At 68.8% G+C, this 26,211-nt stretch carries 27 protein-coding genes; 20 read left to right on the top strand and 7 right to left on the bottom strand.

Annotation, left to right across the window (positions count from 1 at the left end):
* Window positions 1–93 precede the first annotated feature (93 nt).
* The 4 genes from G524_RS0105450 to parC all read left to right on the top strand — a co-directional run bounded on the left by G524_RS0105450 (window position 94) and on the right by parC (window position 4,883).
* Window positions 94–1,080: a cysteine desulfurase family protein gene (locus G524_RS0105450; protein ID WP_281170490.1), complete on the top strand. Its 987-nt coding sequence runs from the start codon at window positions 94–96 to the stop codon at window positions 1,078–1,080.
* Entirely contained in the window at window positions 1,077–2,171 is a 1,095-nt protein-coding gene (locus G524_RS0105445) for a cysteine desulfurase family protein (protein ID WP_027442805.1), read from the top strand. The genes G524_RS0105450 and G524_RS0105445 overlap by 4 nt, the downstream gene beginning before the upstream one ends.
* Window positions 2,168–2,503, top strand: coding sequence for a 2Fe-2S iron-sulfur cluster-binding protein (locus tag G524_RS0105440; RefSeq protein ID WP_027442804.1), 336 nt, complete (start codon window positions 2,168–2,170; stop codon window positions 2,501–2,503). Before G524_RS0105445 ends, G524_RS0105440 begins: the two co-directional genes overlap by 4 nt.
* A 73-nt stretch (window positions 2,504–2,576) precedes the next feature.
* Window positions 2,577–4,883: a DNA topoisomerase IV subunit A gene (gene parC, locus G524_RS0105435; RefSeq protein ID WP_027442803.1), complete on the top strand. Its 2,307-nt coding sequence runs from the start codon at window positions 2,577–2,579 to the stop codon at window positions 4,881–4,883.
* Here the strand turns inward: parC and G524_RS0105430 are convergent.
* The 5 genes from G524_RS0105430 to G524_RS0105410 are packed head-to-tail and all read right to left on the bottom strand — an operon-like array spanning window position 4,880 to window position 8,982.
* Window positions 4,880–6,073 carry a CCA tRNA nucleotidyltransferase gene (locus tag G524_RS0105430; protein WP_027442802.1) on the bottom strand — a complete coding sequence of 398 codons (1,194 nt, stop codon included), beginning with the start codon at window positions 6,071–6,073 and terminating at the stop codon, window positions 4,880–4,882. The two genes, parC and G524_RS0105430, sit on opposite strands and share 4 nt — an antisense overlap.
* Window positions 6,063–6,671 (bottom strand): CoA pyrophosphatase, encoded by a 609-nt coding sequence (locus tag G524_RS0105425; RefSeq protein WP_027442801.1) that lies wholly within the window; start codon window positions 6,669–6,671, stop codon window positions 6,063–6,065. Before G524_RS0105425 ends, G524_RS0105430 begins: the two co-directional genes overlap by 11 nt.
* Complete coding sequence (locus tag G524_RS0105420; RefSeq protein WP_027442800.1) at window positions 6,668–7,222, bottom strand: DUF1285 domain-containing protein; 555 nt, start codon at window positions 7,220–7,222, stop codon at window positions 6,668–6,670. Before G524_RS0105420 ends, G524_RS0105425 begins: the two co-directional genes overlap by 4 nt.
* A 51-nt stretch (window positions 7,223–7,273) precedes the next feature.
* Entirely contained in the window at window positions 7,274–7,819 is a 546-nt protein-coding gene (locus G524_RS0105415; protein ID WP_027442799.1) for a GNAT family N-acetyltransferase, read from the bottom strand.
* Window positions 7,819–8,982, bottom strand: coding sequence for a PQQ-dependent sugar dehydrogenase (locus tag G524_RS0105410; protein WP_027442798.1), 1,164 nt, complete (start codon window positions 8,980–8,982; stop codon window positions 7,819–7,821). The genes G524_RS0105415 and G524_RS0105410 overlap by 1 nt, the downstream gene beginning before the upstream one ends.
* On the opposite strand from G524_RS0105410, the gene G524_RS0105405 reads away from it, so the two are divergent.
* The 4 genes from G524_RS0105405 to G524_RS15070 all read left to right on the top strand — a co-directional run bounded on the left by G524_RS0105405 (window position 8,981) and on the right by G524_RS15070 (window position 13,462).
* Window positions 8,981–9,604: a ribonuclease HII gene (locus G524_RS0105405; protein ID WP_051220927.1), complete on the top strand. Its 624-nt coding sequence runs from the start codon at window positions 8,981–8,983 to the stop codon at window positions 9,602–9,604. The two genes, G524_RS0105410 and G524_RS0105405, sit on opposite strands and share 2 nt — an antisense overlap.
* A 252-nt stretch (window positions 9,605–9,856) precedes the next feature.
* Window positions 9,857–10,990 carry a site-specific DNA-methyltransferase gene (locus tag G524_RS0105400; protein WP_084625061.1) on the top strand — a complete coding sequence of 378 codons (1,134 nt, stop codon included), beginning with the start codon at window positions 9,857–9,859 and terminating at the stop codon, window positions 10,988–10,990.
* Window positions 10,991–10,998: 8 nt separating this feature from the next.
* Window positions 10,999–12,111 carry a dihydropteroate synthase gene (gene folP, locus G524_RS0105395; RefSeq protein WP_027442795.1) on the top strand — a complete coding sequence of 371 codons (1,113 nt, stop codon included), beginning with the start codon at window positions 10,999–11,001 and terminating at the stop codon, window positions 12,109–12,111.
* 151 nt (window positions 12,112–12,262) lie between these two features.
* Entirely contained in the window at window positions 12,263–13,462 is a 1,200-nt protein-coding gene (locus G524_RS15070) for an alkaline phosphatase D family protein (RefSeq protein WP_051220926.1), read from the top strand.
* 12 nt (window positions 13,463–13,474) lie between these two features.
* On the opposite strand, the gene G524_RS0105385 is transcribed toward G524_RS15070, so the two are convergent.
* Together G524_RS0105385 and G524_RS0105380 are read right to left on the bottom strand one after the other, a co-directional pair.
* A complete protein-coding gene (locus tag G524_RS0105385; RefSeq protein ID WP_027442794.1) occupies window positions 13,475–14,254 on the bottom strand; it encodes an SDR family oxidoreductase in 780 nt (259 codons plus the stop codon).
* A 134-nt stretch (window positions 14,255–14,388) separates the two neighbouring features.
* The gene (locus G524_RS0105380; protein WP_027442793.1) at window positions 14,389–15,825 is read right to left on the bottom strand and encodes a sigma-54-dependent transcriptional regulator; all 1,437 of its coding nucleotides are present in this window, start codon (window positions 15,823–15,825) and stop codon (window positions 14,389–14,391) included.
* Between the two features lie 291 nt (window positions 15,826–16,116).
* Between G524_RS0105380 and G524_RS17310 the strand changes: the two genes are divergently transcribed.
* From G524_RS17310 to G524_RS0105320, 12 genes are all read left to right on the top strand, one after another.
* Complete coding sequence (locus tag G524_RS17310) at window positions 16,117–16,239, top strand: hypothetical protein (RefSeq protein ID WP_281170488.1); 123 nt, start codon at window positions 16,117–16,119, stop codon at window positions 16,237–16,239.
* A gap of 12 nt (window positions 16,240–16,251) precedes the next feature.
* Window positions 16,252–17,376 (top strand): NAD(P) transhydrogenase subunit alpha, encoded by a 1,125-nt coding sequence (locus G524_RS0105370; RefSeq protein ID WP_027442792.1) that lies wholly within the window; start codon window positions 16,252–16,254, stop codon window positions 17,374–17,376.
* Window positions 17,377–17,379: 3 nt separating this feature from the next.
* Window positions 17,380–17,661: an NAD(P) transhydrogenase subunit alpha part 2 gene (locus G524_RS0105365; RefSeq protein ID WP_027442791.1), complete on the top strand. Its 282-nt coding sequence runs from the start codon at window positions 17,380–17,382 to the stop codon at window positions 17,659–17,661.
* Window positions 17,662–17,664: 3 nt separating this feature from the next.
* Complete coding sequence (locus tag G524_RS0105360) at window positions 17,665–19,122, top strand: NAD(P)(+) transhydrogenase (Re/Si-specific) subunit beta (protein ID WP_027442790.1); 1,458 nt, start codon at window positions 17,665–17,667, stop codon at window positions 19,120–19,122.
* A gap of 13 nt (window positions 19,123–19,135) precedes the next feature.
* A complete protein-coding gene (locus tag G524_RS0105355) occupies window positions 19,136–19,477 on the top strand; it encodes a hypothetical protein (protein WP_027442789.1) in 342 nt (113 codons plus the stop codon).
* Between the two features lie 75 nt (window positions 19,478–19,552).
* Window positions 19,553–20,752, top strand: coding sequence for a parallel beta-helix domain-containing protein (locus G524_RS0105350; protein ID WP_027442788.1), 1,200 nt, complete (start codon window positions 19,553–19,555; stop codon window positions 20,750–20,752).
* Window positions 20,749–21,759 (top strand): SO2930 family diheme c-type cytochrome, encoded by a 1,011-nt coding sequence (locus G524_RS0105345; protein WP_027442787.1) that lies wholly within the window; start codon window positions 20,749–20,751, stop codon window positions 21,757–21,759. Before G524_RS0105350 ends, G524_RS0105345 begins: the two co-directional genes overlap by 4 nt.
* Window positions 21,759–22,739 (top strand): alpha/beta fold hydrolase, encoded by a 981-nt coding sequence (locus G524_RS0105340; protein WP_027442786.1) that lies wholly within the window; start codon window positions 21,759–21,761, stop codon window positions 22,737–22,739. Before G524_RS0105345 ends, G524_RS0105340 begins: the two co-directional genes overlap by 1 nt.
* A 94-nt stretch (window positions 22,740–22,833) precedes the next feature.
* Window positions 22,834–23,538: an aspartate/glutamate racemase family protein gene (locus tag G524_RS0105335; protein ID WP_027442785.1), complete on the top strand. Its 705-nt coding sequence runs from the start codon at window positions 22,834–22,836 to the stop codon at window positions 23,536–23,538.
* Between the two features lie 293 nt (window positions 23,539–23,831).
* Window positions 23,832–24,995 (top strand): deoxyguanosinetriphosphate triphosphohydrolase, encoded by a 1,164-nt coding sequence (locus tag G524_RS0105330; protein ID WP_027442784.1) that lies wholly within the window; start codon window positions 23,832–23,834, stop codon window positions 24,993–24,995.
* Window positions 24,988–25,710 (top strand): NAD(P)H-binding protein, encoded by a 723-nt coding sequence (locus G524_RS15065; protein ID WP_245561300.1) that lies wholly within the window; start codon window positions 24,988–24,990, stop codon window positions 25,708–25,710. The genes G524_RS0105330 and G524_RS15065 overlap by 8 nt, the downstream gene beginning before the upstream one ends.
* Window positions 25,707–26,159 (top strand): ABA4-like family protein, encoded by a 453-nt coding sequence (locus tag G524_RS0105320; RefSeq protein WP_036857473.1) that lies wholly within the window; start codon window positions 25,707–25,709, stop codon window positions 26,157–26,159. Before G524_RS15065 ends, G524_RS0105320 begins: the two co-directional genes overlap by 4 nt.
* Window positions 26,160–26,211: the final 52 nt, after the last annotated feature.

Raw genomic sequence — 26,211 nt, 5'->3', positions numbered from 1 at the left:
ACGGCGCCGGGTGGCGCCGAAAATCGCGTCGCCTATATAGGCGGGCAGGCGAAATGCGCAATTTCTCGTGAGGACAGCACCATCGCTGAGCGGATCTATCTCGACCACGCCGCCACCAGCCCGCTGCGGCCCGAGGCGCGCGCGGCGATGGAGGAGGGCTTTTCCCTGTGGGCCAATCCTTCGAGCCCCCATGCCGAAGGCCGCCGCGCGCGCGCCGCGCTCGAGGATGCGCGCGAGCGGGTCAAGCGGGCGCTGGGGTGGCAGGGCGAGGTGATCTTCACCTCGGGCGCGAGCGAGGCCCTGGCCATCGCGCTCACCCGCGCTGCGGCGCAGCGCCGCCTTGCCAGCCCCTTCGAACACGATGCCCTGTGGCGCGCGCTGCCCGCGGCTGAGGTGTGCACCGATGCCGCGCCGCTCGGCCCCGGCGCGCTGCTTGCCGCCCAGCATGTCAATTCGGAAACCGGCACGCGCGATCCGTCCGGCTGGCTTGCCGCGCAGCCCCCGCCGCCCGGCACGCTGGTGCTTGCCGATTGCGCCCAGAGCGCCGGGCGCCTCGCCCTTCCCGCAGCCGACATGATCGTGGTGAGCGCGCACAAGTTCGGCGGGCCGATCGGGGTGGGGGCGCTGCTGCTGCGTGACTTTTCGCTCATCAGCCCTTGCGGCGGGCACGAGCGCGGCTATCGCCAGGGCACCGAGAACCTGCCGGGCGTGCTCGGCATGGCCGCCGCGCTCGCGGCGGGGGGCAGGGAGAGCTGGGCCACCAGCGCCGAGGATCGCGCCCATTTTGCCGCGCAGCTTGCGCCCTGGCGCCTCGTGCTCGGCGATCCGGTCGATTACATCTTCGCGCTCGCCCACCCGCACCTTTCGGCCCAGGCGCTGCTGATCCGCCTCGATGCAATGGGCCTTGCGGTCTCGGCAGGGAGCGCCTGCTCCTCGGGCACCTTGAAGAAAAGCCGGGTGCTCGATGCCTTTGGCGTTGCCGATGATGTGGCCGCGCGCACCATCAGGGTGAGCCTGGGGTGGAACACCACGCCCGCGGAGCTGGCGCGGTTTGTCGAGGCGTGGGAGGCGCTGGCGTGATCTATCTCGATTATCAGGCGACCACCCCGCTCGCGCCCGAAGCGCGCGAGGCGATGCTCAGATGGCTCGGCGGGCCGGAGAGCGAGACCTTTGGCAATCCCCATTCGCCCCACCGCATGGGCCGCATGGCCGCCGCCGCGGTCGAGGCCGCGCGCGAGGCCGTGGCAGCGCTGCTCCCCCCAGGGGGGCGGGTGATCTTCACCTCGGGCGCGACCGAGGCGATCAACACCGTGATCCTCGGCACCAAGGGCGATGTCATTACCTTTGCCAGCGAACATGCCGCGGTGCTCGATTGCGCCGGTGCGCTCGCCGCGCAGGGTAGGCGCCTCACCGTGCTGCCGGTGCTTGGCGATGGGCGCGCCGATGTCGCCGCTTTGGCCGAGCATGTCACAGCTTCGACAGGGCTTGTGGTGATCATGGCGGTCAACAACGAGATCGGGGTGATCAATCCACTCGAGGAATCCCTCGCCATTGCCCGGGCCGCCGGGGCGCAGGTGCTGGTCGATGCGGTGCAGGCCTATGGCCGCTTGCCGCTCACCTTTGCCCCCGATTTCATCGCCATTTCGGCGCACAAATGCCATGGTCCCAAGGGGATCGGCGCCTTGTGGCAGCGCGAGGGGGCAGGCCTTGCCCCGCTCATCCACGGCGGCGGGCAGGAGGGGGGCTTGCGTTCGGGCACGCTCAGCCCCGCGCTGTGTGCGGGCTTTGGCGCAGCCGCGCGGCTTGCGGCCGAGAGCCTCGAGGCGCAAATGTTTCACGTGAAACATTTGTGGAACATCGCCCGCGCGGCCTTTGCCGACTGGCAGCTCAACGGCAGCGCCGAGGCGCGCTGGCACGGCAATCTCAACATCAGGAAGGAGGGCCTTGATGTCGCCCGGCTGTTGAGCGATTGCCGCGGCGTGATGTTCTCCGCCGGCAGCGCCTGTGCCAGCGGATCGGGCCGGCCGAGCCATGTGCTCAAGGCCATCGGCCTTACCGATGCCGAGGCCAAATCCTCTATCCGCCTCGGCTTTGGCCGCTATACGCGCGCCGAGGACATCGCGGCCGCCGCCGAGGCGATTCGCGCGGCGGCGAGGAGCCAGGGCCTGTGAGCATCACCGTCACCTTCATCGATCCCCACGGCAAGCCCATCGAGGCCCGGGGCGCGGCGGGCGATTGCCTGCTGCGGCTCGGTCAGGCCGCGGGCCTGCCGCTCGAGGGCACCTGCGAGGGGCAGATGGCCTGTTCCACCTGCCATGTGATCGTCGCGCCCGAATGGTTCGCGCGCCTGCCCGCCGCGTGCGAGGAGGAGGAGGACATGCTCGATTTTGCCGCGGGGGTGCGGCGCACCTCGCGCCTCTCATGCCAGATCACGCTCACGCCTGAGCTTGATGGCCTGGTCGTCAGCGTCCCTGCCGAAAGCACCGATGTGCGGCGGATGTAGCGCGCCCCCGCCCGCCCAAGCCTGTGGATAGGCCCCTCCCGGCACGGCCCTGCGCTTGCTAGAGGCTCTGGCCATGGCCACCACCGATCTTCCCGGCGAATCCGATCCCTTCGAGGCGATCGTCGATGCCCCCTTCGATGCCGCGCTGTCCGAGCGCTATCTCGTCTATGCCCTCTCGACCATCACCGCGCGTTCGCTGCCTGATCTGCGCGACGGGCTGAAGCCGGTGCACCGCCGCCTCTTGTGGGCGATGCGGCAGCTGAAGCTCGATCCGGCAAGCGCCTTCAAGAAATCCGCCCGGGTGGTGGGCGATGTGATCGGCAAGTATCACCCCCATGGCGATGCGAGCGTCTATGACGCGATGGTGCGCCTCGCCCAGGACTTTGCCCTGCGCTATCCGCTGATCGAGGGGCAGGGCAATTTCGGCAATGTCGATGGCGACAATGCCGCGGCCTATCGCTACACCGAGGCCCGGCTGACGAAGACGGCGCTCGACCTCATGGCCGGGCTCGATGAAGGCACGGTCGATTTCCTGCCGACCTATAATGGCGAGGAGGTTGAGCCGGAAATCTTCCCCGGCCTCTTTCCCAACCTGTTGGCCAACGGCGCCAGCGGGATCGCGGTGGGGATGGCCACCAGCATCCCCAGCCACAATGTCGCCGAGATCATCGATGCGACGCTGGAGCTGATCGACAACCCCCACGTCACCCACGAGCGGCTGATGGAGCTGTTTCGCGGCCCCGATTTTCCCACCGGCGGCCAGGTGATCGACAGCCCGGCGGTGATTTGCGAGGCCTATCGCACCGGGCGCGGCGCCTTGCGCCTGCGCGGGCGTTTCCGCGCGCCCGAGGCCAAGGACCCGGCCGATGTCGAGGCGGGGATCGAGCGGCTGGGCGGCGGGCAATGGCAGCTTGTCATCAGCGAAATCCCCTATCAGGTGCCCAAGTCCAAGCTGATCGAGCAGATCGCCCAGGCGATTGCCGACAAGAAGCTGCCGATCCTCGAGGATGTGCGCGACGAAAGCGACAGCGCGATCCGCATCGTGCTGGTGCCGCGCAGCCGCAATGTCGATCCGGAACTTCTGAAGGAAAGCCTGTTCCGCCTCACCGATCTCGAAACCCGCTTCTCGCTCAACATGAACGTGCTCGATGCGCGCCCGGGGCTGGGCCGCACCCCGATGGTGATGGGGCTCAAGGAGCTGCTCGAGCACTGGACCCGGGCACAGATCGACATTCTCCAGCGCCGCGCCCGCCACCGGCTCGGCCAGATCGCCGCCCGGCTCGAGCTGGTGCGCGGCTATATCATTGCCTTTCTGAACCTCGATCGGGTGATCGCCATCATCCGCAGCGAGGATGAGCCCAAGCCGGTGCTGATGGCCGAGTTCGACCTCACCGATCGCCAGGCTGAGGCGATCCTGAACATGCGCCTGCGCTCCTTGCGCAAGCTCGAGGAAATGGAGCTCAGGCGCGAACAGGAGGCGCTGGTGGCCGAACAGGCCGAGCTTGAGGAACTGCTCGCCAGCCCCGCGCGCCAGCGCAGCCGTCTGAAGCGCGATCTCAGGTCACTGCGCAAGGACTATGCCGAGGACACCCCGCTCGGCCGCCGCCGCACCCTGATTGCCGAGGCCGCCCCCAACGTTGCCTTCAGCATGGAGGCGATGATCGAAAAGGCGCCTCTCACCGTGATCCTCTCGCACAAGGGCTGGATCCGCGCGGCCAGCGGGCATGTGCCGCTCGATCAGGAGTTCAAGTTCAAGGAAGGCGATGGCCTTGCCTTCATCCTCCACGCCCAGACCACCGACAAGCTGCTGCTTGCCGCCTCGGACGGGCGCTTCTTCACCCTGGGGTGTGACAAGCTGCCGGGCGCGCGCGGCTTTGGCGAGCCGGTGCGCAGCATGATCGACCTTGAAAGCGAGGCCAGCATCGCCGCGGTGATGGCCTATCGCCCCGGCACCCGGCTGCTGCTCGCCTCGAGCCAGGGCAAGGGCTTTGTCGCCGAGATGGACGAGCTTCTCGCCGAGACCCGCAAGGGGCGCCAGGTCGTCAACCTCAAGGATGGGGCGCAATTGCGGGTGGTGCGCGCCATCGCGCCGGGGCACGATCATGTCGCGGTGGTGGGAGACAACCGCAAGCTCGTGGTCTTCAACCTCGAGGAACTGCCGGTGATGAGCCGCGGGCAGGGGGTGCAGCTCCAGCGCTACCGCGATGGCGGGCTTTCTGACGCCACCACCTTCACCCTTGCCGAAGGGCTGAGCTGGACCATGGGCGGATCGGGCGAGCGCACCCGCACCGAAACCGAAATCCGCCTGTGGAAGGTGGCGCGCGGCGCCGCCGGGCGGATGCCGCCGCAGGGCTTTCCCAAGTCGAACCGCTTCACCTAGTCGAAGCGGAAGGCGCTGGTGCCCAGTTCCTCGGCGAGCATCTGATCGACCCGCTCGGCGCCGGGAAAGCCCTCGGCCACCCAGCGCGCCTCGATCTTCTTGAGCAGGCGCGCCACCTCCGGCCCGGCGCGCACCCCGCGCGCGACGATGTCCCCGCCCTTGAGCGGGAAGGACGGCGCCTGCCAGCCCGCGAGCATGCGGGCATCGGCCCCGGCCAGCAGCAGCCGGTCGATCGCAAAGGCGCTCGAGAGGCGATAGGCGAGCGCGCGCGGATCGCCCGCATCGCCCTCGCCGCGCCCGGCCGCGCTCACCAACCGGGCGCGCTGGGCCTTGGAAAGGCGCAGCCGCGCCGCCACCGCCTCGGCGACCTCGACAGAAGGCGGCAGCAGCGCGGCGAGCCGGCGCACCGGATCGGGGGCAAAGCCCTGCGCCGCCTCGGCCGCGATCAGGCGGGCAAGCGCGGCCAGTTGCGGCGCCCCGGCCTCGGGCAGGATCACCGGCAGCACCCCTTGCGCGCGCATTCGCGTGAGTGTCGCGTGCGGATCGGGCAGGGCGAGCAGCGCGAGCAGTTCAGCAGCGATGCGCTCGCGGCTCAGCCCCTTGAGCGTGTGGGCCAGTTCGGCGCAGGCCGCTTCGGCCTCGGGATCGAGCGCCGCGCCAAAGCGCGCCTGGAAGCGGTAATAGCGCAGGATCCTGAGGTGATCCTCGGCAATGCGCTGGCGCGCCGGGCCGATGAAGCGCACCCGGCCCGCGGCAAGATCGGCCAACCCTTCGAAATAGTCGGAGATCTCCAGCGTTTCGGGATGGGCATAGAGCGCGTTGATGGTGAAATCGCGCCTTGCCGCATCCTCGCGCCAGTCCTCGGCAAAGGCGATGGTGGCGCGGCGCCCGTCGGTCGCCACGTCGCGGCGCAGGGTGGTGATCTCGACCGGGCCATCGGCGAGCACCGCGGTGACGGTGCCATGGGCAAGGCCGGTGGGCACGGTGCGGATCCCGGCCCTGGCGCAGGCCGCCATCACCGCCTTGGGGTGGAGCCGGGTGGCGGCATCGACATCGGCAACCGCAAGGCCGAGCAGCGCATCGCGCACCGCCCCGCCGACCCAGCGCAGGTTCTCCGCGCCGAGCGCCGCGGTGAGCGCCGCCAGCCCGGCGCGGCGGGGCCATTCGGCCGCGGCAAGATCAGCGCGCATCGGCGAGCGCCTCCCAGGCGATGCGCTTCGAGAGGTTGGCGATGATCGCCGCGGTCACCCCCCAGATGCGAAAGCCCTGCCATTCCAGTTCGAGATAGCGCCGCTGCGCCCCGCGCCAGAACACCTCGTGGCTGGTCCAGCGCGTGGGATCGAGCAGCACCCGCAAGGGCGCCTCGAACCAGGCCTCGACCTCCCGGGGGTGGGGCACCAGCGGCAGGCCGGGCGGCACCAGGCCGACGACCGGGGTGACGAGAAAGCCGGTGCCGGTGTGATAGTCATCGCTGGTGCCGATCACCTGCACCGCCGCGGGGGGCAGGGCGAGTTCCTCCTCGGCCTCGCGCAGCGCCGCGGCCACGGCATCCTCGCCCGGCTCGCGCTTGCCCCCCGGAAAGGCGACCTGCCCCGGGTGATCGCGCATCGCCCGCGGGCGCTGGGTGAGGATTACCTGCGGATCGGCGGGCACATCGGTGATCGCGATCAGCACCGCCGCCGGGGTGGCGCGGTCGCCTTGCGCGAAGGCAGCATCGCTCAACAGATCGGGCACGGGACGGGCATGGCCCTCGGCAAAGGCGCGGACGAGCGCGGGGTAAAGGCTCATGGCACGAGGCGGAAGGTGGCGCCCTGGCTGGTGACCTGCCAGCCGTTTTCGTCTGCCCCCTCGGCGAGCGCGATCTCGGCGAGCTGCGCCCAGGTGGAGCGGTTGAGCCGCGCCTCGCAGCCGCGCCGCACGCCGAGATAGATCGCCGGCTCTTCGGCGCTGCCGGCGGCGCGCAAGGGGTGCTCCGGCCCGGCGATGATGATGTCATCGGTGTTGAGGCGGAACACCAGCGCATCCTCGCGGCGCACGCAATCGGTGGCGATGAAGGCCGCGTCCTCGACCTCGATGCTGAGCTTTTCGAACGGGGTGACAAGCCAGTGGTGCCCGGTCTCGTCGCGGGTAAGCAGGCCGGAAAAGGCGCGCACCATGGCCTCGCGCCGGATCGGCTCGCCCTCGTGCAGCCAGGTGCCATCGGCGCGGATCACCATGTGGCTTTCCCCCAGTTTCTGCGGCGCCCAGCCTTCCACCGGGGGGAGCTTGCGCTGGGCCACCAGCTCGGCGATCTCGGCGAGCGTCAGGCTGGCAAGATAGGGGGGCGGCTCATAAGGCATGGCAAGGGCAATGGCAGAAGCGCCGCCCAAGGTGAAGGGGGCAAGGCGCCTCTAGCCCTGCCAGGGGCCGAGCATTCCTTCGGCGGGCATGGCCGCAAGCCCGGCGCCGCGGGCGAGCAGGCGGCGCTGTTCATAGGGGCCGGGGCAGCGCCAGCCGTCGGTGAAGGCCGCAGAAAAGCCCCAGCGCCCGTAATATTCGGGATCGCCGATCAGCACCTGGGGCAGGGCGCGGCCCCCGCTGGCGGCAAGCCGCGCCTCCTCGGCCAGCATCGCGCTCATCAGGCCAATGCCAAAGCCTTCGCCCTGGCGCTCGGGCACCACCGCCACCGGGCCGACCATCACCAGGGGCACCTGGCCCTGCCTCGTCATCAGCCCCACCGGCCAGCACTGGATGGTGCCGACCAGCAGCCCCTCGGCATCGAGCGCGGCAAGGCTGAGGCCGGGCAGGAAGTCCATGCCCTCACGGATGCGATAGGCGGTGCGGGCATGGCGATCGGGCCCGAAGGCACGATCGAGCACTTCCTCGATCATGGCCGGCGCGACCGCCTCGAGCGGAATGATCGTCGCGGTCTCGCCCGCGTTTGGGGCGGGCGCCATCACCGGGCGGTGAGTTTGAGCAACCGCGCGTCCTTGCCGTCCTCGGCCAGCCACAGCGCGCCGTCCGGCCCTTCGGCGATGCTGCGCAAGCGGCGCTCGAACCTCCAGCGGGTGACTTCGCGCGCGCTTTCGCCGTCGAAAGCAACATCGACCAGCGCCATGCTGCCGAGCCCGGGGATCAGCGCGTGGCCCTGCAGATCGGGGAACATCCTGCCCGAATAGATCAGCATGTCGCCCGGCGCGATCACCGGGGTCCAGCTTGCCGCGGGCTGGGCAAAGCCGTCATCGGGCGCATGATCGGGGATCGGATCACCGTTGTAATGGTCCCCGTTGGAGCGCAGCGGCCAGCCGTAATTGGCGCCCGGCTTGACGAGGTTGAGCTCGTCACCGCCCGCCGGGCCATGCTCGACCTCCCACAGCCGCCCTTGCGCGTCCCAGTCCATGCCGAGGATGTTGCGGTGCCCCCACGACCAGATTTCCGCGCTCACGCCCCCTTGCGCGGCGAGCGGATTGCCCGCGGCCGGGGTGCCATCGAGGTTGAGCCGCACGATCGTGCCGAGCGTGTTCGACGTATCCTGCGCCGGGGTCAGCTTCTGCCGTTCGCCGCTGGCGACGAACAGATATGCGCCATCGGGCGAGAAGGTGAGGCGGTGCGAATAGTGCCCGCGGCCCGTGACCTTGGGGATCTGGCGCCAGATCACGCTCAGCCCGGCGATGGTGCAGGCCGTGGGCGATGCGCAGGCGAGTTTGCCCCGGCCCACCGCCGCGCCGCGGGTGTCGCCTTCGCCCGCTTCGGCCCAGCTCACATAGATCGTGCGGCCATCGAGCGGCGTGCCCGCCTCGCCCGGCAGGAAGGCAACATCGCCGAGCCCCCCCTGTCCGCCATAGGCGACTTGCGGAAGGCCGCTCACCGTGCCGATGGTGCCGCTGGCGGTGTCGATGAATTTCATCGTGCCGGCCTTCTCGGTGACGAACAGCACGCTGGTGCCCGGGGCAAAGGCGATCGCCCAGGGCTCATCGAAGCGGGCGACCTCGGTGACGACATAAGGCGCCGCGGTCGCGGCGGCGGCAGGCGCGCTGTCCCCATTTTCGGCCCTGGCGCAGCTTGCCAGCGCCAAGGCGGGAAGGGAAAGTGCGGCAAGGATGCGAAACGAGGCGAACATGCTGGGGGTCACTCCGGGTTTCACGATCACCGACGGAGCGGCCGTCATCGGGGTGGACGAGGCCGGCCGCGGGCCGCTTGCCGGGCCGGTGGTGGCCGCGGCGGTGGTGCTTGGCGGCGCGATACCGCCGGGCCTCGATGATTCCAAGCGCCTTTCGCCCGCGCGCCGCGCCCGGCTCGACGAGGCGCTGCGGGCAAGTTGCTGCTGGGCGGTGGCGGTGGTCGAGGCCGAGGAGATCGACGCGCGCAACATCCTCATCGCCACGATGGAGGCGATGACCCGCGCGGTGGCACGGCTCGCGGGTGCGCTCGGCGCCCCGGTGGGCGAAGTGCTGATCGACGGCAATCTTACGCCTGAGGGCCGTTGCCCGGGCTGGGGCTGGCCGGCCCGGGCGATTGTCGGCGGCGATGCCAGCGTCCCGGCGATATCGGCCGCCTCGATCATCGCCAAGGAATGGCGCGACCGGCTGATGCTGGAGGCGGCGCGTGCCTATCCCCATTATGGCTGGGAGCGCAACAAGGGCTATGGCACGCGCGAGCACCTCGAGGCGCTGCGCCGCCACGGCCCGAGCCCGCTTCACCGCCAGAGCTTTGCCCCGGTGGCGCAGCTGGCGCTGCTTTGAGGCCTGGCGCGGATCGCCGCCAGCGGCGCGATCGCGGCGGCAGTGAGTCCTTGCGGCCACACCCCTTGATCTGGAGTCCCCGCTCGACGGGTGGACTCAATATCTTGTGGCGGACTCGTTTCGTTCCGCGCCAGTGCCGGCGCGCGGGCGACAAGCTGGGCAAAATTAGGCGCTTGACGCGGACTCCTCGAGGACTCATGCCTGTGGATAAGTTGGCAGGCACGAAAGGCAAAGGGCACTCCCGTGGGCGTGATGGAAAAGCTCAAGACTCGCGCAAAAGGCGCTGAAAAGCGGGAAGGAATCCCGCGCGCGCCCGATCTGCCGCTGGGCCGCATCCTGCCGGGCGATTGCATCGCGGCGATGCGCTCGCTTCCCGCGGCGAGCATCGATCTTGTCTTTGCCGATCCGCCCTACAACCTCCAGCTTGGCGGCGATCTCAATCGCCCCGATGGCAGCCACGTCGATGCGGTGACCGATGATTGGGATCGGTTCGAGAGCATGGCCGCCTATGATGCCTTCACCCGCGCCTGGCTGAGCGAGGCGCGCCGGGTCTTGAAGCCCGATGGCGCGCTGTGGGTGATCGGCAGCTATCACAACATCTTTCGCGTCGGCAGCATCCTGCAGGATCTGGGCTTCTGGATCCTCAACGACATCATCTGGCGCAAGACCAACCCCATGCCCAATTTCAAGGGCACCCGCTTTACCAATGCGCACGAGACGCTGATCTGGGCGAGCATGGGGGAAAAGGCGCGCTATCACTTCAACTACCGCGCGATGAAGACCCTCAATGACGAGCTTCAGATGCGCTCGGACTGGGTGCTGCCAATCTGCGCCGGGGCCGAGAGGCTCAAGGCCAACGGGCGCAAGCTGCACCCGACGCAGAAGCCCGAGGCGCTGCTTTACCGGGTGCTGCTCGCCACCACCGAGAAGGGCGACGTGGTGCTCGATCCCTTCTTCGGCACCGGCACCACCGGGGCGGTGGCCAAGCGGCTCGGGCGGCAGTGGATCGGCTGCGAGCGCGAGGCGGCCTATCGCGCCGCGGCCGAGCAGCGCATCGCCCGCGAACTGCCGCTTGATGAAAGCGCGCTGGCCACCATGCAAAGCCCGCGCAGCGCCCCCAAGGTGGCTTTTGGCGCGCTGGTCGAGGCCGGACTGATCCCGGCGGGCAGCACTCTGTTTGATCGCAAGCGCCGCTGGTTTGCCACCGTCAGGGCCGATGGCAGCCTCATCTGCGAGGGCAAGTCCGGCTCGATCCACGGCCTTGGCAAGGACCTGCAGGGCGCGCCTTCGTGCAATGGCTGGATGTTCTGGCATTACGAGAACGGCGGCGCGGTGCAGCCGATCGATGCCGCGCGCCAGCTCTATCTGCTTGCCACCGAGGATTGACGAGGGCCGTGGCCGAGGCGGTCTATCTTCACCCGATCACGCTGGTCGGCGCGCCGCAGGAGGCCGGGGGCGAGGCGGTGCGGCTCGGCGGCTCGCTCGCCTATGCCCGCGAATTCGCGCTGGTGCTGCGCGATGGGGCGAAGGTGTGCGAGCGGATCGTCGGAACAGCCAGCCTGATCGAGGCTGAGATCGCGCGCCTTTCGGGCGTGCTGGCGCGCGAGGCGGCCGAGCAATGGGCCCATCTGGCCCGCGCCCATCCCCCGCTGGTGCTGGGCACGCGCACCATCCGGCTCGATCAGCCGCAGATCATGGGCATCCTCAATGTCACGCCCGACAGCTTTTCCGATGGCGGGCGTTTCGCCGCGGTCGAGGCCGGGCGCGCCCATGCCGCCGCCATGCTCGAGGCCGGGGCGGCGATCATTGACATCGGCGGGGAGAGCACCCGCCCGGGGGCGGCGGCGACCTTCGAGGACGAGGAGATCGCCCGGGTGGTGCCGGCGGTGGAATATTGCGCGGCCATGGGCGCGGCGATCAGCGTCGATACCCGCCGCGCCGGGGTGCTTGCCGCCGCCCTTTCCGCGGGCGCGCACATGGCCAATGATGTCTCGGCGCTGCGCTATGATCCGCGCAGCCTCGAGCTTGTCGCCGTGGCCGGCTGCCCGGTGGTGCTGATGCACGCCCCCGGCGCGGGCGAGGATCCGCACAAGGGCGGCGCTTACGGCGATGTGGTGAGCGAGGTGTTCGATTTCCTCAAGGCCGCGCGCGCCCGCGCCATCGCCGCAGGCATCGCGCCCGAGCGCATCGTGCTCGATCCCGGCATCGGCTTCGGCAAGTCGCTGGGCGACAATCTCAGGCTCTTGAACGCCCTGCCGCTGTTCCACGCGCTCGGCAGCCCGCTGCTGGTGGGGGTGAGCCGCAAGCGCATGATCGGCGCGCTTTCGGCCGAGGAGGAGGCCGATCGGCGCCTCGCCGGATCGATCGCGCTGGCGGTCAAGGCGATGGATGCCGGGGTGCAGTTGCTGCGCGTCCACGATGTGGCCGAAACGGTGCAGGCGCGCAATGTCTGGCGCGGGCTGCGCGATGCGGCGCTCACCGATTTCAGCCAGATCGCGCCCGATTGAGGCCCGGCGCGGCCGGCCGCGCGCCCCTCGTCCGGGCACAGCGATCGGCAAGCTGGGGGCGGGGCGACTTTGCCCCCTTCTTCAGGCGTCGCAAGCCTGTCATGGAGCATCGCCACAAGCCTTGCGATCACGCCTTCAAAGGAGCCTTTCGATGCGCCGTTCCCCTCTTGCCGCTGCCCTTGTGGCCCTGGCCTGCTGCGCCAGCCTTGCCGTCCCCGCCGCCGCGCCGCTCAGCGCGCACGAGGATGAGGCCCCGGCGCGCACCGCGCCGCTCCCCGTGCCGGTCAGCCCCGACCAGCTGCTTGCGCCCTATTACGAGAGCCTGCGCCAGCGCGTCAGCCTGCCCGAGGCCGGGCCGAACCCGGCGCTTGCCCCCTCGCTCGCGCTCACCCGCATCGCCTTTGGCAGCTGCAACCACCAAAGCGCCCCGCAGGACTACTGGGCCGCCATCGCAGCTGAGGCCCCGCAGCTGTTCCTGATGATCGGCGACAATGTCTATGGCGACAATGCCTGGGACGGGGATGCCGGGCTTGAATCGCTGCGCGCGGCCTATGCGCTCCAGGCTTCGCACCCCGAGTTTCGCGCCTTCCGCGCGCGCATCCCGATGCTGGCGACCTGGGATGATCATGATTTCGGCCTCAATGATGCCGGGGCGAGCTTTCCGATGCGGCGCTGGGCCGAGACGCTGTTCGAGCACTTCTGGAACGCTTCCGATGCGGTGCGCGCCCGCCCCGGGGTCTATGACAGCATCATCACCGGGCCGGAAGGGCGCCGGGTGCAGGTGATCCTGCTCGACACCCGCTTCTTCCGCTCCGACCTCAAGCGCGCGCCCTGGAGCAAGGAGCGCCCGCCGCTCGGCGGCTATCTGCCCGATGAAAGCCTCGACAAGACCGTGCTGGGCGAGGCGCAATGGGCCTGGCTCGAGGCCGAGTTGGCGCGTCCGGCCGATCTCAGGATCATCGTCTCCTCGACCCAGGTGATCACTCAGGCCCACCAGTTCGAGGGCTGGACCAATTTCCCGGTGGAGCGTGCGCGCCTGCTCGGCGCGCTCACCCGCCGCGCGCCGAGCGGGGTGGTGATCCTGTCGGGCGATCGCCATGCCGGGGGCATCTACAAGGCCGAGCATCGCGGGCAGACGCTGTGGGAGCTGACCAGCTCCTCGCTCAACCTTGCCTTCGGCAGCGACGTGGCGCGCGCCAGCGCGCGCGAGCCCGATCCGGCGCGCATCGGCCCGTTCTTCCCGATGGAGAATTACGGGCTTGTCGATATCGACTGGAAGGCGCGGCGCCTGACGCTGACGCTGAAGGACAGCGCCAGCGCCACGCTCACCAGCCAGAGCTTTGCCTGGTAAGCGCTCTGGCCCCTAGCCGGGAGAGGCGGCGCTGCCTGCCAGCAGCCCGCCATCGAGCGTGAGCTCGGCCCCGGTCATGTAGGCGCTCTCCTCGCTGGCAAGATAGACGGCGAGCGCCGCCACCTCCTCGGGCGTGCCGAAGCGCTTGAGGGGCGTGTCGGCCACCAGCGCCGCCATGGTGGCCTCGCGCTCTGGGCCTTCGCCCAGCATCGGCTCCCACATCGCGGTGAGGATCGCGGCCGGGTGGATCGAATTGCAGCGCACCTGCCAGCCCTGCTGGGCCGCATAGAGCGCCACCGACTTGGTGTGGTTGCGGATCGCCGCCTTTGAGGCGGCATAGGCCGCGGCCCCGGGAATGCCGACCAGCCCCGAGCGCGAGGAGATGTTGATGATCGATCCCTTGCCCGCCGCGCGCATGGCCCTGAGCGCATAGCGGCAGCCGAGGAAGGTGCCATCGCTGTTGACCGCGTGAACCTTTCGCCAATCGGCAAGGCTGGCGTGTTCGGGATCGTGGGGCACCATCCCCTCCTCGAACCCGGTGATCCCGGCATTGTTGACCACCACGTCGGCACGCGGGTGCAGACCGGCGAGCGCCTCCCAATCGGCCTCGCTGCGCACGTCGAGCCTGAGGAAATCGCCGCCGAGTTCGGCCGCGCTTCGGGCGCCGCCCTCGGTGTCGATATCGGTGAGAAGGACGCGCGCACCTTCGGCGATGAAGGCGGCGGCGATGGCGCGGCCAATGCCGCGCGCAGCGCCGGTGACGACGCAGCATGCGCCTTGAAGTCTTTGCATAGGGGAACCTTTGGGAGTGTCGAAAGTGAACAGGGGCAAAGGCGCGCGGCCTTGCCGGTTGTGCTCGTGCCGCCTTAGCGGTGACGCTTGTTCACTTGACCTACTCCTGACAGGCAAAGCGCGCCGTGGCCAAATCAGGCGGCGTTGTCAATTCCGAGGTCGGAGAGCTTGCGATAGAGCGTCGAGCGCCCGATCCCGAGCCGGCGCGCGACCTCGGTCATGCGCCCGCGATAGTGCCCGATGGCCAGGCGAATGACATCGGCCTCGATCTCCTCGAGCGGGCGCAGGTTGCCATCCTCGGTGTAGAGCATGATCCCCACGCCCTCGTGCGCGGTGGGCGCGCTGCTTGGGGCCTGACCGCCGAGCATTTCGGAAAGCTGGGGGAAGCTCTCGGCAGTGAGCGTGTTGCCCTCGCAATAGACCGCGGCGCGGAACAGCACCGATTGCAGCTGGCGCACATTGCCCGGCCAGTCATAGGCGGCAAGCAGCGCCAGCGCCGAATCGGAGATCGAGAGGTGGTTGAGCCCCGGCTGTTCGCCGATGCGGGCGAGGAAATGGCGGGTGAGCGCCGGAATGTCGCCGGTGCGCTCGCGCAAGGGGGGCAGCTTGATGCGGGTGGCGCCGAGCTTGGCGGCAAGGGCAGCATCGAACTGCCCGCCCGCAACCAGCCGGTCGAGCGCGACATTGCTGGTCACCAGCAGGCGCACATCGACCCTGAAGCCATAGCTTGCCCCCACCGGGCGGATGATCCCGCTGTCGAGCGCCTCGTTGAGGCGCTGTTGCACCACGGCGGTGAGGCGGTCGATCTCGTCGATGATCAGCGTGCCGCCATCGCAATGCTGGAAGGCGCCGATCTGGCGATCAAAGGCGCCGGGGAAGCTGCCCGGCTCGTGCCCGAACAGCACCGATTCGACCGAACCCGGGGGCACGCTGGCAAGGTTGATGAGCCGCAGCGGCTCCTTGGCGCGGGGGCTGGCGGCGTGCATCGCGCGCATCAGCATTTCCTTGCCGGTGCCGCTTTCGCCCTCGATCAGCACGTGGCCATGGCCGCGCGCGGCCTTGGCCGCCTGGGCCAGCGCGGCGCGGAACTGCGGGGCGGTGCCGATCATCGCGTCGAAATCGAGATTGGCCGGCATCTTCTCGGTCAGCGGCGCCAGCTCGTCGCGCTGCGCGGCGCGGGTGGTCACGCTGCGCAGCGCCTCCATCAGCCGATCGGGCGAGACCGGCTTGACGAGGTAGTCCGAAGCGCCCGCGCGCATCGCCTCGACCGCGAGCAGGGGTGAGGCGCTCGTGGTGAGCATCAGGATCGGCAGCGCCGGGCGGCGCGCCTTGAGCTCGGTGATCAGCGCGCAGGCATCATCGCCCGGCACCCACTGATCGAGCAGGATCGCCGAAAGCTGCATCCCCTCGCGTGTGCCGAGCATGGCGATCGCGGTTTCGGCATCGGGGGCAACGATGGTGCGCCAGCCATCGCGCGCGGCGATCGCGGTGATGAGGCGCGCCTGGGCCGGCTCGTCGTCGATCAGCATCACGATCCGCGCATCGGCCTGCGCTTCGGGGTGGCAATCCATGTCCGCCATCGGTGCTTAAAGGCTCGCTCTTGCTTGCGCCCGGGGCCTGTCCCGGGCTGACACAGGAGCCATGCATAAAAGCGTGGGGTAAAAACCCGATTAAGGCTGGCCTGCCCGCTTTCGGGACAGGGCGCCGAGGCCCGCGCCGCGGCGGGCCTCTCACTAAAGGTGGCTTGAGATAGGGCGCCGGGCGCGATACGGGAACGCTCGCAAGGGCCTTATGGCCGCAAAGATCATCGGCAACCAATCGCGGTTTTGCGGGTTGGTGCTGCAAGGGGACCTAGAAAGATCATGACCGTTCACGACATGGAAAAGGCGCAGGCAACCTACAGCGGCTTCATGGCAACGCTCAAATGGGTGGTGCCGCTGATCGGGGTGATCGTGTTTGCCGTCGTCTCCGCGATTGCCAGCTAAGGCCTTGGCCCGGTGAAGATCGCCATCCTCAAGGAACGCGCGCCCGGTGAGACGCGCGTTGCCGCCACGCCGGAAACGGTGAGGAAGTTTGCCGCGCTGGGCTGCGCCGTCGCGGTCGAGACCGGGGCGGGGGTGAGCGCATCGATCACCGATGCGGCCTATGCCGAGGCCGGGGCAAGCCTTGGCGATGCCGCCGCGACGGTGAAGGATGCCGATATCGTGCTCGCCATCCAGGCGCCCGATGTGGGCTTGCTCAAAGGGGCAAGGCCGGGGGCGATGGTCGCGGCGCTGTTCGATCCCTTCACCAGGCGCGATCGGGTCGAGGCCTATGCCGCCGCTGGCCTTGAAGCCCTGGCGATGGAGTTCATGCCGCGCATCACCCGGGCGCAGAGCATGGACGTGCTCTCAAGCCAGTCGAACCTTGCCGGTTACAAGGCGGTGATCGAGGCGGCCAACGCCTATGGCCGGGCCTTCCCGATGATGATGACCGCGGCGGGCACGGTGCAGGCGGCCAAGGTGTTCGTGATGGGGGTGGGCGTGGCTGGCCTCCAGGCGATCGCCACGGCGCGGCGGCTGGGGGCGCAGGTCTCGGCCACCGACGTGCGCAGCGCCACCAAGGAGCAGATCCTCTCGCTCGGCGCCAAGCCGATCTTCGTCGAGACCGTCGCCGGGATCGAGGGTGAAGGTGCGGGCGGCTATGCCACCGAGATGAGCGAGGAATACAAGAAGGCCCAGGCCGAGCTGGTGAGCAGCCACATCGCCAAGCAGGACATCGTCATCACCACCGCGCTGATCCCGGGCCGGGCAGCCCCGCGCCTCATCACCGATCAGCAGATCGCCACGATGAAGCCGGGCAGCGTGATCTTCGATCTGGCGGTGGCGCAGGGCGGCAACGTCGAAGGTTCGGTGGCAGACGAGGTGGTGGTGCGCCACGGCGTTACCATCATCGGCCATGCCAACACTCCGGCCAAGCTGCCCGCCGATGCCTCGGCGCTGTTTGCGCGCAACCACTACAACTTCCTCAGCGCCTTCTGGGACAAGGAGCAGGGCAAGCCCTTGCTCGACGAGGAAATCGGCGGCGCGATCCGCCTGACGCAGGGCGGCAAGATCGTCAACGAGCGGCTGCTGGGGAGCTAAGAAATGGATTTCATCTCAATTCTCAGCATCTTCGTGCTGGCCTGCTTTGTCGGCTATTACGTCGTCTGGTCGGTCACCCCAGCGCTGCACACCCCGCTGATGGCGGTGACCAATGCGATCTCCTCGGTGATCATCGTCGGCGCGCTGATTGCCAGCGCCGAGGCGGCCAGCCCGATCGCCAAATATCTCGGCCTGTTCGGGGTGGTGCTGGCCAGCATCAACATCTTCGGCGGCTTTGCCGTGACCGAGCGGATGCTGGCGATGTACAAGAAGAAGGGCAAGTAAGCGATGGACTTCTCCCTGCTTGCCGCCGCCGCGGGCGGTGAGGGCGGCGCCCCGGCCTGGGCGATGCTCGCCTATCTTGTCGCCGGCGTGTTCTTCATCCTCGCGCTGCGCGGGCTTTCCAGCCCCGCCACCTCGCGCGCGGGCAACCGCTATGGCATGATTGGCATGGCCATCGCGGTGGCGACCACGCTTGTCACCCACGATCTGGCCAACCTTGTCGAAATCCTCATCGCCGTGGCGATCGGCGGGGCGATCGGCGTGGTGGTGGCGCGGCGCATCGCCATGACCGCGATGCCCGAACTCGTCGCCGGCTTCCACAGCCTTGTGGGCTTGGCCGCGGTGGTGGTGGGCTTTGGCGCCTGGCTCGATCCCAAATCCTTCGGGATCGTCGATGGCGCCGGGCAGATCCTCGCGGTGAGCCGCATCGAGCTTGGCCTTGGCATTGCCATCGGGGCGATCACCTTCTCCGGCTCGGTGATCGCCTTCCTCAAGCTCTCCGGGCGGATGAGCGGCGCGCCGATCCTGCTGCCCGCGCGCCACGTGATCAACCTCGGCACGCTTGCCGCGATCCTCGGCCTCATCGCCGCCTATACCTTGTCGCCGCAGGGCGGGGCGGGCGAAGGCTGGATGGTGCTGGCGATCGCTGTGCTCGCCTTCATCATCGGCTTTCTCCTCATCATCCCGATCGGCGGGGCGGACATGCCGGTGGTGGTCTCGATGCTCAATTCCTATTCGGGCTGGGCCGCGGCGGCGATGGGCTTCACCCTGCAGAACACCGCGATGATCATCACCGGGGCGCTGGTCGGCTCCTCGGGGGCGATCCTCAGCTACATCATGTGCCGGGCGATGAACCGCAGCTTCATCTCGGTGATCGCGGGCGGCTTTGGCGCCGATGGCGGGGCCGGGGCTGGCGGCGCGGCGCGCGAGCAGCGGCCCTACAAGCAGGGCAGCGCCGAGGATGCCGCCTATATGCTCGAACAGGCCGAGAAGGTCATCATCATCCCCGGCTACGGCATGGCGGTGGCCCAGGCCCAGCACGCCCTGCGCGAAATGGCCGACAAATTGAAGGAAAAGGGCGTGGAGGTGAAATATGCCATCCACCCCGTGGCCGGCCGCATGCCCGGGCACATGAACGTGCTCCTCGCCGAGGCCTCGGTCCCTTACGACGAGGTGTTCGAGCTGGAGGACATCAACAGCGAGTTTGCCCAGTGCGATGTCGCCTTTATCATCGGCGCCAATGACGTGGTGAACCCCGCGGCCAAGACCGACAAGTCCTCGCCGATCTACGGGATGCCGGTGTTCGATGTGGACAAGGCCAAGCAGGTGTTCTTCATCAAGCGCTCGATGGGGGGCGTCGGCTATGCCGGGGTCGATAATGACGTGTTCTACATGAACCAGACCACCATGCTGCTGGCCGATGCCAAGAAGATGGTGGAGGACATCGTCAAGGCGCTCGATTGAGGCTTCCCCGGCGATGCGCAAGGCCCTGATCGCGCTCATTGCCATCCTCATCATCGGCGCGGCGGCTACCTATGCCGGGCTGGCCGACCCGCTGATCCGCTGGCAGGTCAAGGGCGCACTCATCGAGGCCGGCGTGGGCGAGAGGCGGGCCGAGTGCATGGCCGCGCGCATGGTCAAGCGGCTCAGCCTCATCCAGCTGTGGCGGCTGCGCCAGGGCATGGCCGCCCATAGCGGCGAGCCGGAAAGCGGCTATGGGCTTGGCGAGCTGATCAAGCGCCTGCGCCGCGTGGGCGATGGCGAGGCGGTGGCGGTGCTCACCACCAGCGCCGGGCTGTGCGCGATCGGCATCGGTTAGGCCGGCTTGGGCTGAGCGGCTTGCATTTAATCCCTCCCTTGCGCCAGACTGCGCTTGAGGGAGAGGGAGGTGATGATGAACCGATTGGCACTTGCCGCCGCGCTTCTGTGCAGCGCTGCACCGCTCGCCGCCGAGGTGCACCGGATCGAACCGGGCGAGGGCGCGGCGGCGCGGCTTCAGGAGGCGCTGATCCTCGCCGCGCCGGGCGATGTGATCGAAATTGGTGAAGGGCGCATCGCGCTCAACGACGGGCTCAGCCTCGATGTCGATGGGGTGACGGTGCAGGGGCAGGGGATGGACAAGACCATCCTCGATTTCACCGATCAGCAGGGCGCGGGCGAGGGGCTGCTCGTCACCAGCGACAATGTCACCCTGCGCGGCTTTGCCATCGAGAACCCCAAGGGCGACGGGATCAAGTCCAAGGGCGCCGACAACATCATCTATGATTCGCTCCGGGTCGAATGGACCGGCGGGCCCAAGCCCACCAACGGGGCCTATGGCATCTATCCGGTGGAAAGCACCGGGGTGCTGGTGCAGCGCTCCAAGGTGGTCGGCGCCTCGGATGCGGGCATCTATGTCGGCCAGAGCCGCGACATCACCGTGCGCGGCAATCTCGTCGAGTTCAACGTTGCCGGCATCGAGATCGAGAACAGCCGCAATGCCCTGGTTGAAAAGAACATCGCCACCCGCAACACCGGCGGCTTGCTGGTCTTCGATCTGCCCGGCCTGCCGGTGATGGGCGGGGGCAACGTCATCCTGCGCGGCAATGTGGTGAAGGACAACGACACCCCCAATTTCGCGCCCCCGGGCAATATCGTGGCCAGCGTGCGGCGCGGCACCGGCGCGCTGGTGATGGCCAATGACGGGGTGCTGATCGAAAACAACAGCTTTGAGGGCAATGCCACCGCCCACGTGATGGTGATTGCCTATATGCAGCCCTTCGATGATCCCCGTTACAACCCGCATGCGCGCAACGTGATCATCGGCCCCAACGCCTTCGGCCGCGGCGGGGACGATCCGCAGCTCGAGGGCAAGGAGGCGCTGCTTGCAGCCTTCGGCGGGGCGCTGCCCCCCGTGCTGTGGGATGGCCTTGCCCAAAGCCCCGAGAGCGCGCTCAAGATCGCCCCCGGGGTGACGGGCTGGACGCTCAACCTTGCACAGCCCGGCCAGTCCATTGCCGAGGCCCGCCCGGGGCCGCTGATGCTGACCCCGGTGGAAACCTGGGAGTTCCCCGAAGTCGGCGCGCCGGCGGCGCTGGAGGCGCGGCTCAAGTGAGGCTGGGTGCGGGGTTGCTTGTTGCGGCGGCGCTGGCGCTGGGCGGGGTGGTGGCACAGGCCCACCTTGCCGGCGCAAGGGTGTCCGATGCGGCGGTGATGGGCGAGGGCTTCCCGCCCACGCTCGGCGCCTTCGGCTTCTTTGCCGATGCCGCCCGGCAGGTGCCCGCGCCGGGGGTGATCGCTTACGAACTCAACACCCCGCTGTGGTCGGACGGGGCGGAAAAGCTGCGCTTCATCTATCTGCCCGCGGGCACCCGGCTGGCCGCCGATGGTGAGGGGCTGCTGCGCTTTCCCGTGGGCGCGGCGATCATCAAGACCTTTGCCTTCGGCAAAGGCGCGGAGCGGCGCTTGATCGAGACCCGGGTGCTGCTCCACCGCGCCGATGGCTGGGTGGCGCTGCCCTATCGCTGGAACGCCGAGCAGACCGAGGCGCGCCTTGCCCTTGCCGGCGGGCGGGTGGAGGTGGTGACCCCGGCGGGCGAGGCGATCTCCTATGCCATTCCCAACAAGAACCAGTGCAAGACCTGCCATTCGCTTGACGGGGCGGTGATCCCGATCGGTCCCAAGGCGCGCAATCTTTCCGCCCGCTGGCTTGCCGCAATGGTTGCCGCCGGGCGGCTCGACCGCGTGCCCGAAGGCGCTGGCAGCCAGCCGCGCTGGGATGGCGCGGCCAAGGGCCCGGCCGCGCCGCTGGCGCGGGCCTATCTCGATGTGAACTGCGCCCATTGCCACAGGCCCGGGGGGAGCGCCTCCAATTCCGGGCTCGATCTGCGCTGGGAACAGGCCGAGCCCCACGCCATCGGCATCTTCAAGCGGCCGGTGGCCGCCGGGCGCGGGGCCGGGGGGCATGAATTTGCCATTGTCCCCGGCCAGCCAGATCGGTCGATCCTCATCTATCGCATGGAGAGCACCGAACCGGGCGTCGCCATGCCTGAACTGGGTCGCTCCAGCACCGATCATCGCGGCGTTGCCGTGGTGCGGCGCTGGATCGCGGAGATGCGCTGATGAAGTGGCTGCTGCGCGGCGCGCTGGCGCTCATCGCTATCCTGGTGATCGCCTTTCTTGCCTTGCGCACCCCCGATACCGATGCGGCGGCGATGCGGGCGAAATATGGCGGGCCGCCCTCGCAATTCGTGGCGATCGGCGAGGGCGTGACCATTCATCTGCGCGACGAGGGGCCGCGCGATGCCCCGGCGATCCTGCTGCTGCACGGCTCCAACGCCGATCTGCACACCTGGGAGCCCTGGGCCAGAGCGCTGAGGCAGCGCTACCGGGTGATCCGCTTCGATCAGGTCGGCCATGGCCTCACTGGCCCCGACCCGCGCCACGATTACAGCCTTGCCAATTATGTTGCTGATATTCGAGAGGTGGCCGACAGGCTGGGGCTCAAGCGCTTCATCATTGGCGGCAATTCGATGGGGGGCAAGCACGCGCTTGCCTTTGCCATCGCCCACCCTGATCGGGTGGCGGGGCTGGTGCTGGTCGATGCCAGCGGCACGCCGATGCTGCCCCTCGCGCGCAAGGACGAGAGCGGCGGCGGCAATATCGGCTTCAAGCTCGCCCGGATGCCGGGGATCAACCTGCTGATCGAACAGATCACCCCGCGCCGCCTGATCGCGAAGAGCCTCGCGCAATCGGTTTCGGTCAAGTCGATCATCACCGATGCAATGATTGATCGCTATTGGGAATTGCTGCGCTACCCCGGCAACCGGCGCGCGACGCTCGAGCGCTTCTCCGTGCCCTATGCGCCGCTGAGCCAAAAGGACATTGCCGCGGTGCGCGCGCCGGCGCTGATCCTGTGGGGCGCCGAGGACCGGCTGATCCCGGTCGAGGCCGGGCGCTGGCTGGCGCGCACCCTGCCCGATGCCCGGCTGGTGGTCTATCCCGCGGTCGGCCACCTGCCGCAGGAGGAGGCGGTCACCGCGAGCCTTGCCGATCTTGAGGCCTGGCTCGCTGAGCACGTCCCGGCAGGCGAGGCGCGCTGAACCGCCGCGCACCCCGCGCTCAGCCTCTGGACGGGCGCGCGCCGCCTGGCCTACATCCTTTCGCAACCGCACAAGAACATGAAGGAGCAGGCGTTTGCGCAAACTCGGGATCATCGGAGGCATGAGCTGGGTGTCGACCGCGAGCTATTACGAGCGGATCAACCGCAGCATCCAGAAGCGCAGCGCCCCGATGAGCAGCGCGCCGCTGCTGATCGAGAGCCTCGATTTCCGCGCGCTCTACGCCCTGCGCGAGGCGCATGACTGGAAGCGCGCCGCCGGGGTGCTGAGCGAAAGCGCCCGGAGGCTCGAAGGGGCAGGGGCTGAAGGACTGATCATCGGCGCCAATTCGATGCACCGCCTCTATGACGAGGTCGCCGCTGCGGTCAGCATACCCATCCTCCACATCGCCGAATATGTGGGCCTGGCCATGCAGCGCGCCGGGGCCACCCGCGCGGCGCTGCTCGGCACCCGCAACGTGATGACCGAGAGCTTCTATCGCAAGCGGCTGGTCGCCCACGGGATCGACCTGCTCCCGCCCAATCTCGATTTCGTCGAGATGCTCGACCGGATCATCTATGAGGAGCTGATGGTGGGCAAGGTCACCCGCGAGGCCGAGCGCACCTTGAAGACCATCATCACCAACAAGGCGCAGGAAGGCGCCGGGGCGATCGTGCTCGCCTGCACCGAGCTTGACCTTGTCGTCGATGTCGATGCCAATGTCCTGCCGATCTTCGACAGCACCCGGATCCACTGCGAGGCGGCGGCCGACTGGATCCTCGGCGCCGAGGCGGTGCATTAAGACTCATTTCGTCGTCCGCCAGCCTCGGCTCGTCGCATTGCTCCGATGCGCGGGGTGCAACATTGCCGCCTGCGCCTTAGGTGCCCTCGCGGATTGTGTCACCACTTTGAGGGGCAAGTCCGGGTCTTTCGGGTCGCACCGATGGGCCCTTGGGGCCGCTCTCCTCCCCCCCAATCACCGGAGAGTGGCCCCATAATCCTTTGCGCCTCTCGCGGCAGCGCCTCCTGTCCATCATGTTCGCTGGCTGTTCCGGTTGAGCCGCGCCGCGCGCTCGCCTAAGCGCTCGAACCGTGATGACCCGTGCCCCCTATGCCGCCGATCCCGAGGCCCATGGCGGGCGCGAATTCGGCTCCACCGGCGCGGGCGAAAGGCGCGGGCCCCGCAGCGCCTTCCAGCGCGACCGCGATCGCATCATCCATTCGATGAGCTTCCGGCGGCTCAAGTCCAAGACCCAGGTGTTCATCGCCCCCGAGGGCGACCATTATCGCACCCGTCTTACCCACAGCCTCGAAGTGGCGCAGATCGGGCGGGTGATTGCCCGCGCCCTGGGGCTGGATGAGGATCTCACCGAGGCGCTGTGCCTGGCCCACGATCTTGGCCATCCGCCCTTCGGCCATGCCGGCGAGGCGGCGCTCGGCGATGCCCTCGCGCGCCACGGCGGCTTTTGCCACAATGCCCAGACGCTGCGCACGGTGATGCGGATCGAGTGCCCCTATCCCGATCACGATGGGCTTGACTTGACCTGGGACGTGCTCGAGGGCCTCGCCAAGCACAACGGCCCGGTGCGCGCGCCGGGCTGGGCCCTTGCTGAGCTTGATGCGGCCTTCCCGCTCCAGCTTGATGCCTGGCCCTCGCTCGAGGCGCAGGTGGCCGCGGTGGCGGACGATATCGCCTATGACAACCACGATATCGATGATGGCCTGCGCGCCGGCTTTCTTGCGCTTGATGAGCTCCTCACGCTCGATTTCCTCGCAGATGCGTGGCGGGCGGTCGAAAAGCGCTTTCCCCGCGCCCCGCGCGAGCGTCTGCTGCGCGAGCTGGTGCGTGACCAGATCGGGATGATGGTGAACGACGTGATCGCCCATACCGCCGCCATGGTGCGCGGCCTCGGCTCGGTGGCCGAGGTGCGCGCCGCCGGGCGCCAGCTTGCCGGCTTCTCCCCGGCGATGGCGGCGCAGGAACGGCGGCTCAAGGCCTTCATGTATGAAAGGCTCTACTATCACCCCGAGCAGATCGCCGCGGCCGAGCGCGCGCGCGACGTGGTGGCGCGGCTCTATGCCGCCTACGCCCAGGATGCGCGGCTGATGCCCGAGGCCTGGCAGGCGCGCCTGCCCGCCCAAAATCCCGAGCGCGCCCGGGTGATCGCCGATTTCATCGCCGGGATGAGCGATCGCTTCGCAATCGAGGCGGTCGCGCGGATCTATGGCAAGCGGCCCGAGGGGCTGATCAATGTATGAGGCCCGCGTGAGCGGCCCGGTGCGCGTGGCGCTGGTGGGCGCGACCGGGCTGGTCGGGCGCGCGGTGATCGCCAGCGCCAGTGCCAGCGACACGGTGCGCCTTGTTGGCCTTGCCCGGCGCGAAGCGCCGCTGCCGCCGGGGGCACGGCTCGAGATGTTCGTGGCCGAGCCTTCGCGCTGGGGCGAGGTGATGGCAGCGCTGCGCCCGCGCGCGCTGATCTGTGCGCTGGGCACCACGATCAGAAAGGCGGGCGGGGATCGCGCCGCCTTTCGCGCGGTCGATCACGATCTGGTGCTGGCCACGGCCCGCGCCGCGCGGGATGTGGGGGTTGCCAACATGGTGCTGGTCAGCGCCGCCGGGGCCGATCCGGGGGCGCGCAGCTTCTACATGCGCACCAAGGGCGAGACCGAGGCGGCGCTCTCCTCGCTCGGTTTCCGCCGGCTCGACATCCTGCGCCCGGGCCTCCTGCGCGGCGCGCGGGTGGACGATCCGCGCCCGGCCGAGCGCGCCGCGCTCATCGCCGCGCCGCTCATTGATCCGCTGCTTTGCGGGCGCTGGGCGCAGTTTCGCTCGATTGATGCGGCGCTGGTGGCCGAGGCCGCGCTGGGCCTGACGCTGCGCCGCGCGGGCGGGCGATTCACCCATGACAACGAGGCCATGCGCCGCGCCGCGCGCGAATGGCGGCGCCAGGCCGAGGCAGGAGAGATGGCATGATCGACTGGAACGCCTGGTTCTCGATGGTCAATCTCCTCGCGCTCATCGCCTGGGTCGCGCTGATCGCCTTGCCGCGCTGGCCGGCGCTGCTTTCGGCGATCCTCTATCTTGGCGTGGGCCTCTTGTGCCTCATCTATGCGGTGGGGCTTGTCGGCGTGCTTTCGGGCCTCATTCCCACCACGGGTGCGGGCGGGGCCGATTTTTCCACCATTGCCGGGGTGCGCGCGATCTTTGCCAGCGATGCCGGAGTGACGATCGGCTGGACGCATTACCTCGCCTTTGACCTTTTCGTCGGGTTGTGGATCGCGCGCGATGGCGATGCCAAGCAGATCTCCCGGCTGGTGCAGGCGCCGATCCTCGTGGCGACCTTCCTTGCCGGGCCGCTTGGCCTTGGCCTGTGGCTGGCCCTGCGCGAGCCGGCGGCGCGGCGGCAGGGGCGTTTTCGCTAGATCACAGGGCTGGACCCGCGGGCGCCCTTGCGCTTTATCTGGGGCAGGAGAG

The organism is Erythrobacter cryptus DSM 12079 (genome assembly GCF_000422985.1).
Classification (GTDB): domain Bacteria; phylum Pseudomonadota; class Alphaproteobacteria; order Sphingomonadales; family Sphingomonadaceae; genus Erythrobacter; species Erythrobacter cryptus.
This window is presented reverse-complemented; position numbering and strand designations above follow the sequence as displayed.

Bases quoted from the DNA above. Each gene is read 5' to 3' on its own strand.
- parC (WP_027442803.1), top strand. From the start codon at position 2,577: ATGGCCACCACCGATCTTCCCGGCGAATCCGATCCCTTCGAGGCGATC.
- G524_RS0105430 (WP_027442802.1), bottom strand. From the start codon at position 6,073: ATGCGCGCTGATCTTGCCGCGGCCGAATGGCCCCGCCGCGCCGGGCTG.
- G524_RS0105425 (WP_027442801.1), bottom strand. From the start codon at position 6,671: ATGAGCCTTTACCCCGCGCTCGTCCGCGCCTTTGCCGAGGGCCATGCC.
- G524_RS0105420 (WP_027442800.1), bottom strand. From the start codon at position 7,222: ATGCCTTATGAGCCGCCCCCCTATCTTGCCAGCCTGACGCTCGCCGAG.
- G524_RS0105415 (WP_027442799.1), bottom strand. From the start codon at position 7,819: ATGGCGCCCGCCCCAAACGCGGGCGAGACCGCGACGATCATTCCGCTC.
- G524_RS0105405 (WP_051220927.1), top strand. From the start codon at position 8,981: ATGCTGGGGGTCACTCCGGGTTTCACGATCACCGACGGAGCGGCCGTC.
- G524_RS0105410 (WP_027442798.1), bottom strand. From the start codon at position 8,982: ATGTTCGCCTCGTTTCGCATCCTTGCCGCACTTTCCCTTCCCGCCTTG.
- G524_RS0105400 (WP_084625061.1), top strand. From the start codon at position 9,857: ATGGAAAAGCTCAAGACTCGCGCAAAAGGCGCTGAAAAGCGGGAAGGA.
- G524_RS15070 (WP_051220926.1), top strand. From the start codon at position 12,263: ATGCGCCGTTCCCCTCTTGCCGCTGCCCTTGTGGCCCTGGCCTGCTGC.
- G524_RS0105385 (WP_027442794.1), bottom strand. From the start codon at position 14,254: ATGCAAAGACTTCAAGGCGCATGCTGCGTCGTCACCGGCGCTGCGCGC.
- G524_RS0105380 (WP_027442793.1), bottom strand. From the start codon at position 15,825: ATGGATTGCCACCCCGAAGCGCAGGCCGATGCGCGGATCGTGATGCTG.
- G524_RS17310 (WP_281170488.1), top strand. From the start codon at position 16,117: ATGACCGTTCACGACATGGAAAAGGCGCAGGCAACCTACAGCGGCTTC.
- G524_RS0105365 (WP_027442791.1), top strand. From the start codon at position 17,380: ATGGATTTCATCTCAATTCTCAGCATCTTCGTGCTGGCCTGCTTTGTC.
- G524_RS0105360 (WP_027442790.1), top strand. From the start codon at position 17,665: ATGGACTTCTCCCTGCTTGCCGCCGCCGCGGGCGGTGAGGGCGGCGCC.
- G524_RS0105355 (WP_027442789.1), top strand. From the start codon at position 19,136: ATGCGCAAGGCCCTGATCGCGCTCATTGCCATCCTCATCATCGGCGCG.
- G524_RS0105350 (WP_027442788.1), top strand. From the start codon at position 19,553: ATGAACCGATTGGCACTTGCCGCCGCGCTTCTGTGCAGCGCTGCACCG.
- G524_RS0105340 (WP_027442786.1), top strand. From the start codon at position 21,759: ATGAAGTGGCTGCTGCGCGGCGCGCTGGCGCTCATCGCTATCCTGGTG.
- G524_RS0105330 (WP_027442784.1), top strand. From the start codon at position 23,832: ATGACCCGTGCCCCCTATGCCGCCGATCCCGAGGCCCATGGCGGGCGC.
- G524_RS15065 (WP_245561300.1), top strand. From the start codon at position 24,988: ATGTATGAGGCCCGCGTGAGCGGCCCGGTGCGCGTGGCGCTGGTGGGC.
- G524_RS0105320 (WP_036857473.1), top strand. From the start codon at position 25,707: ATGATCGACTGGAACGCCTGGTTCTCGATGGTCAATCTCCTCGCGCTC.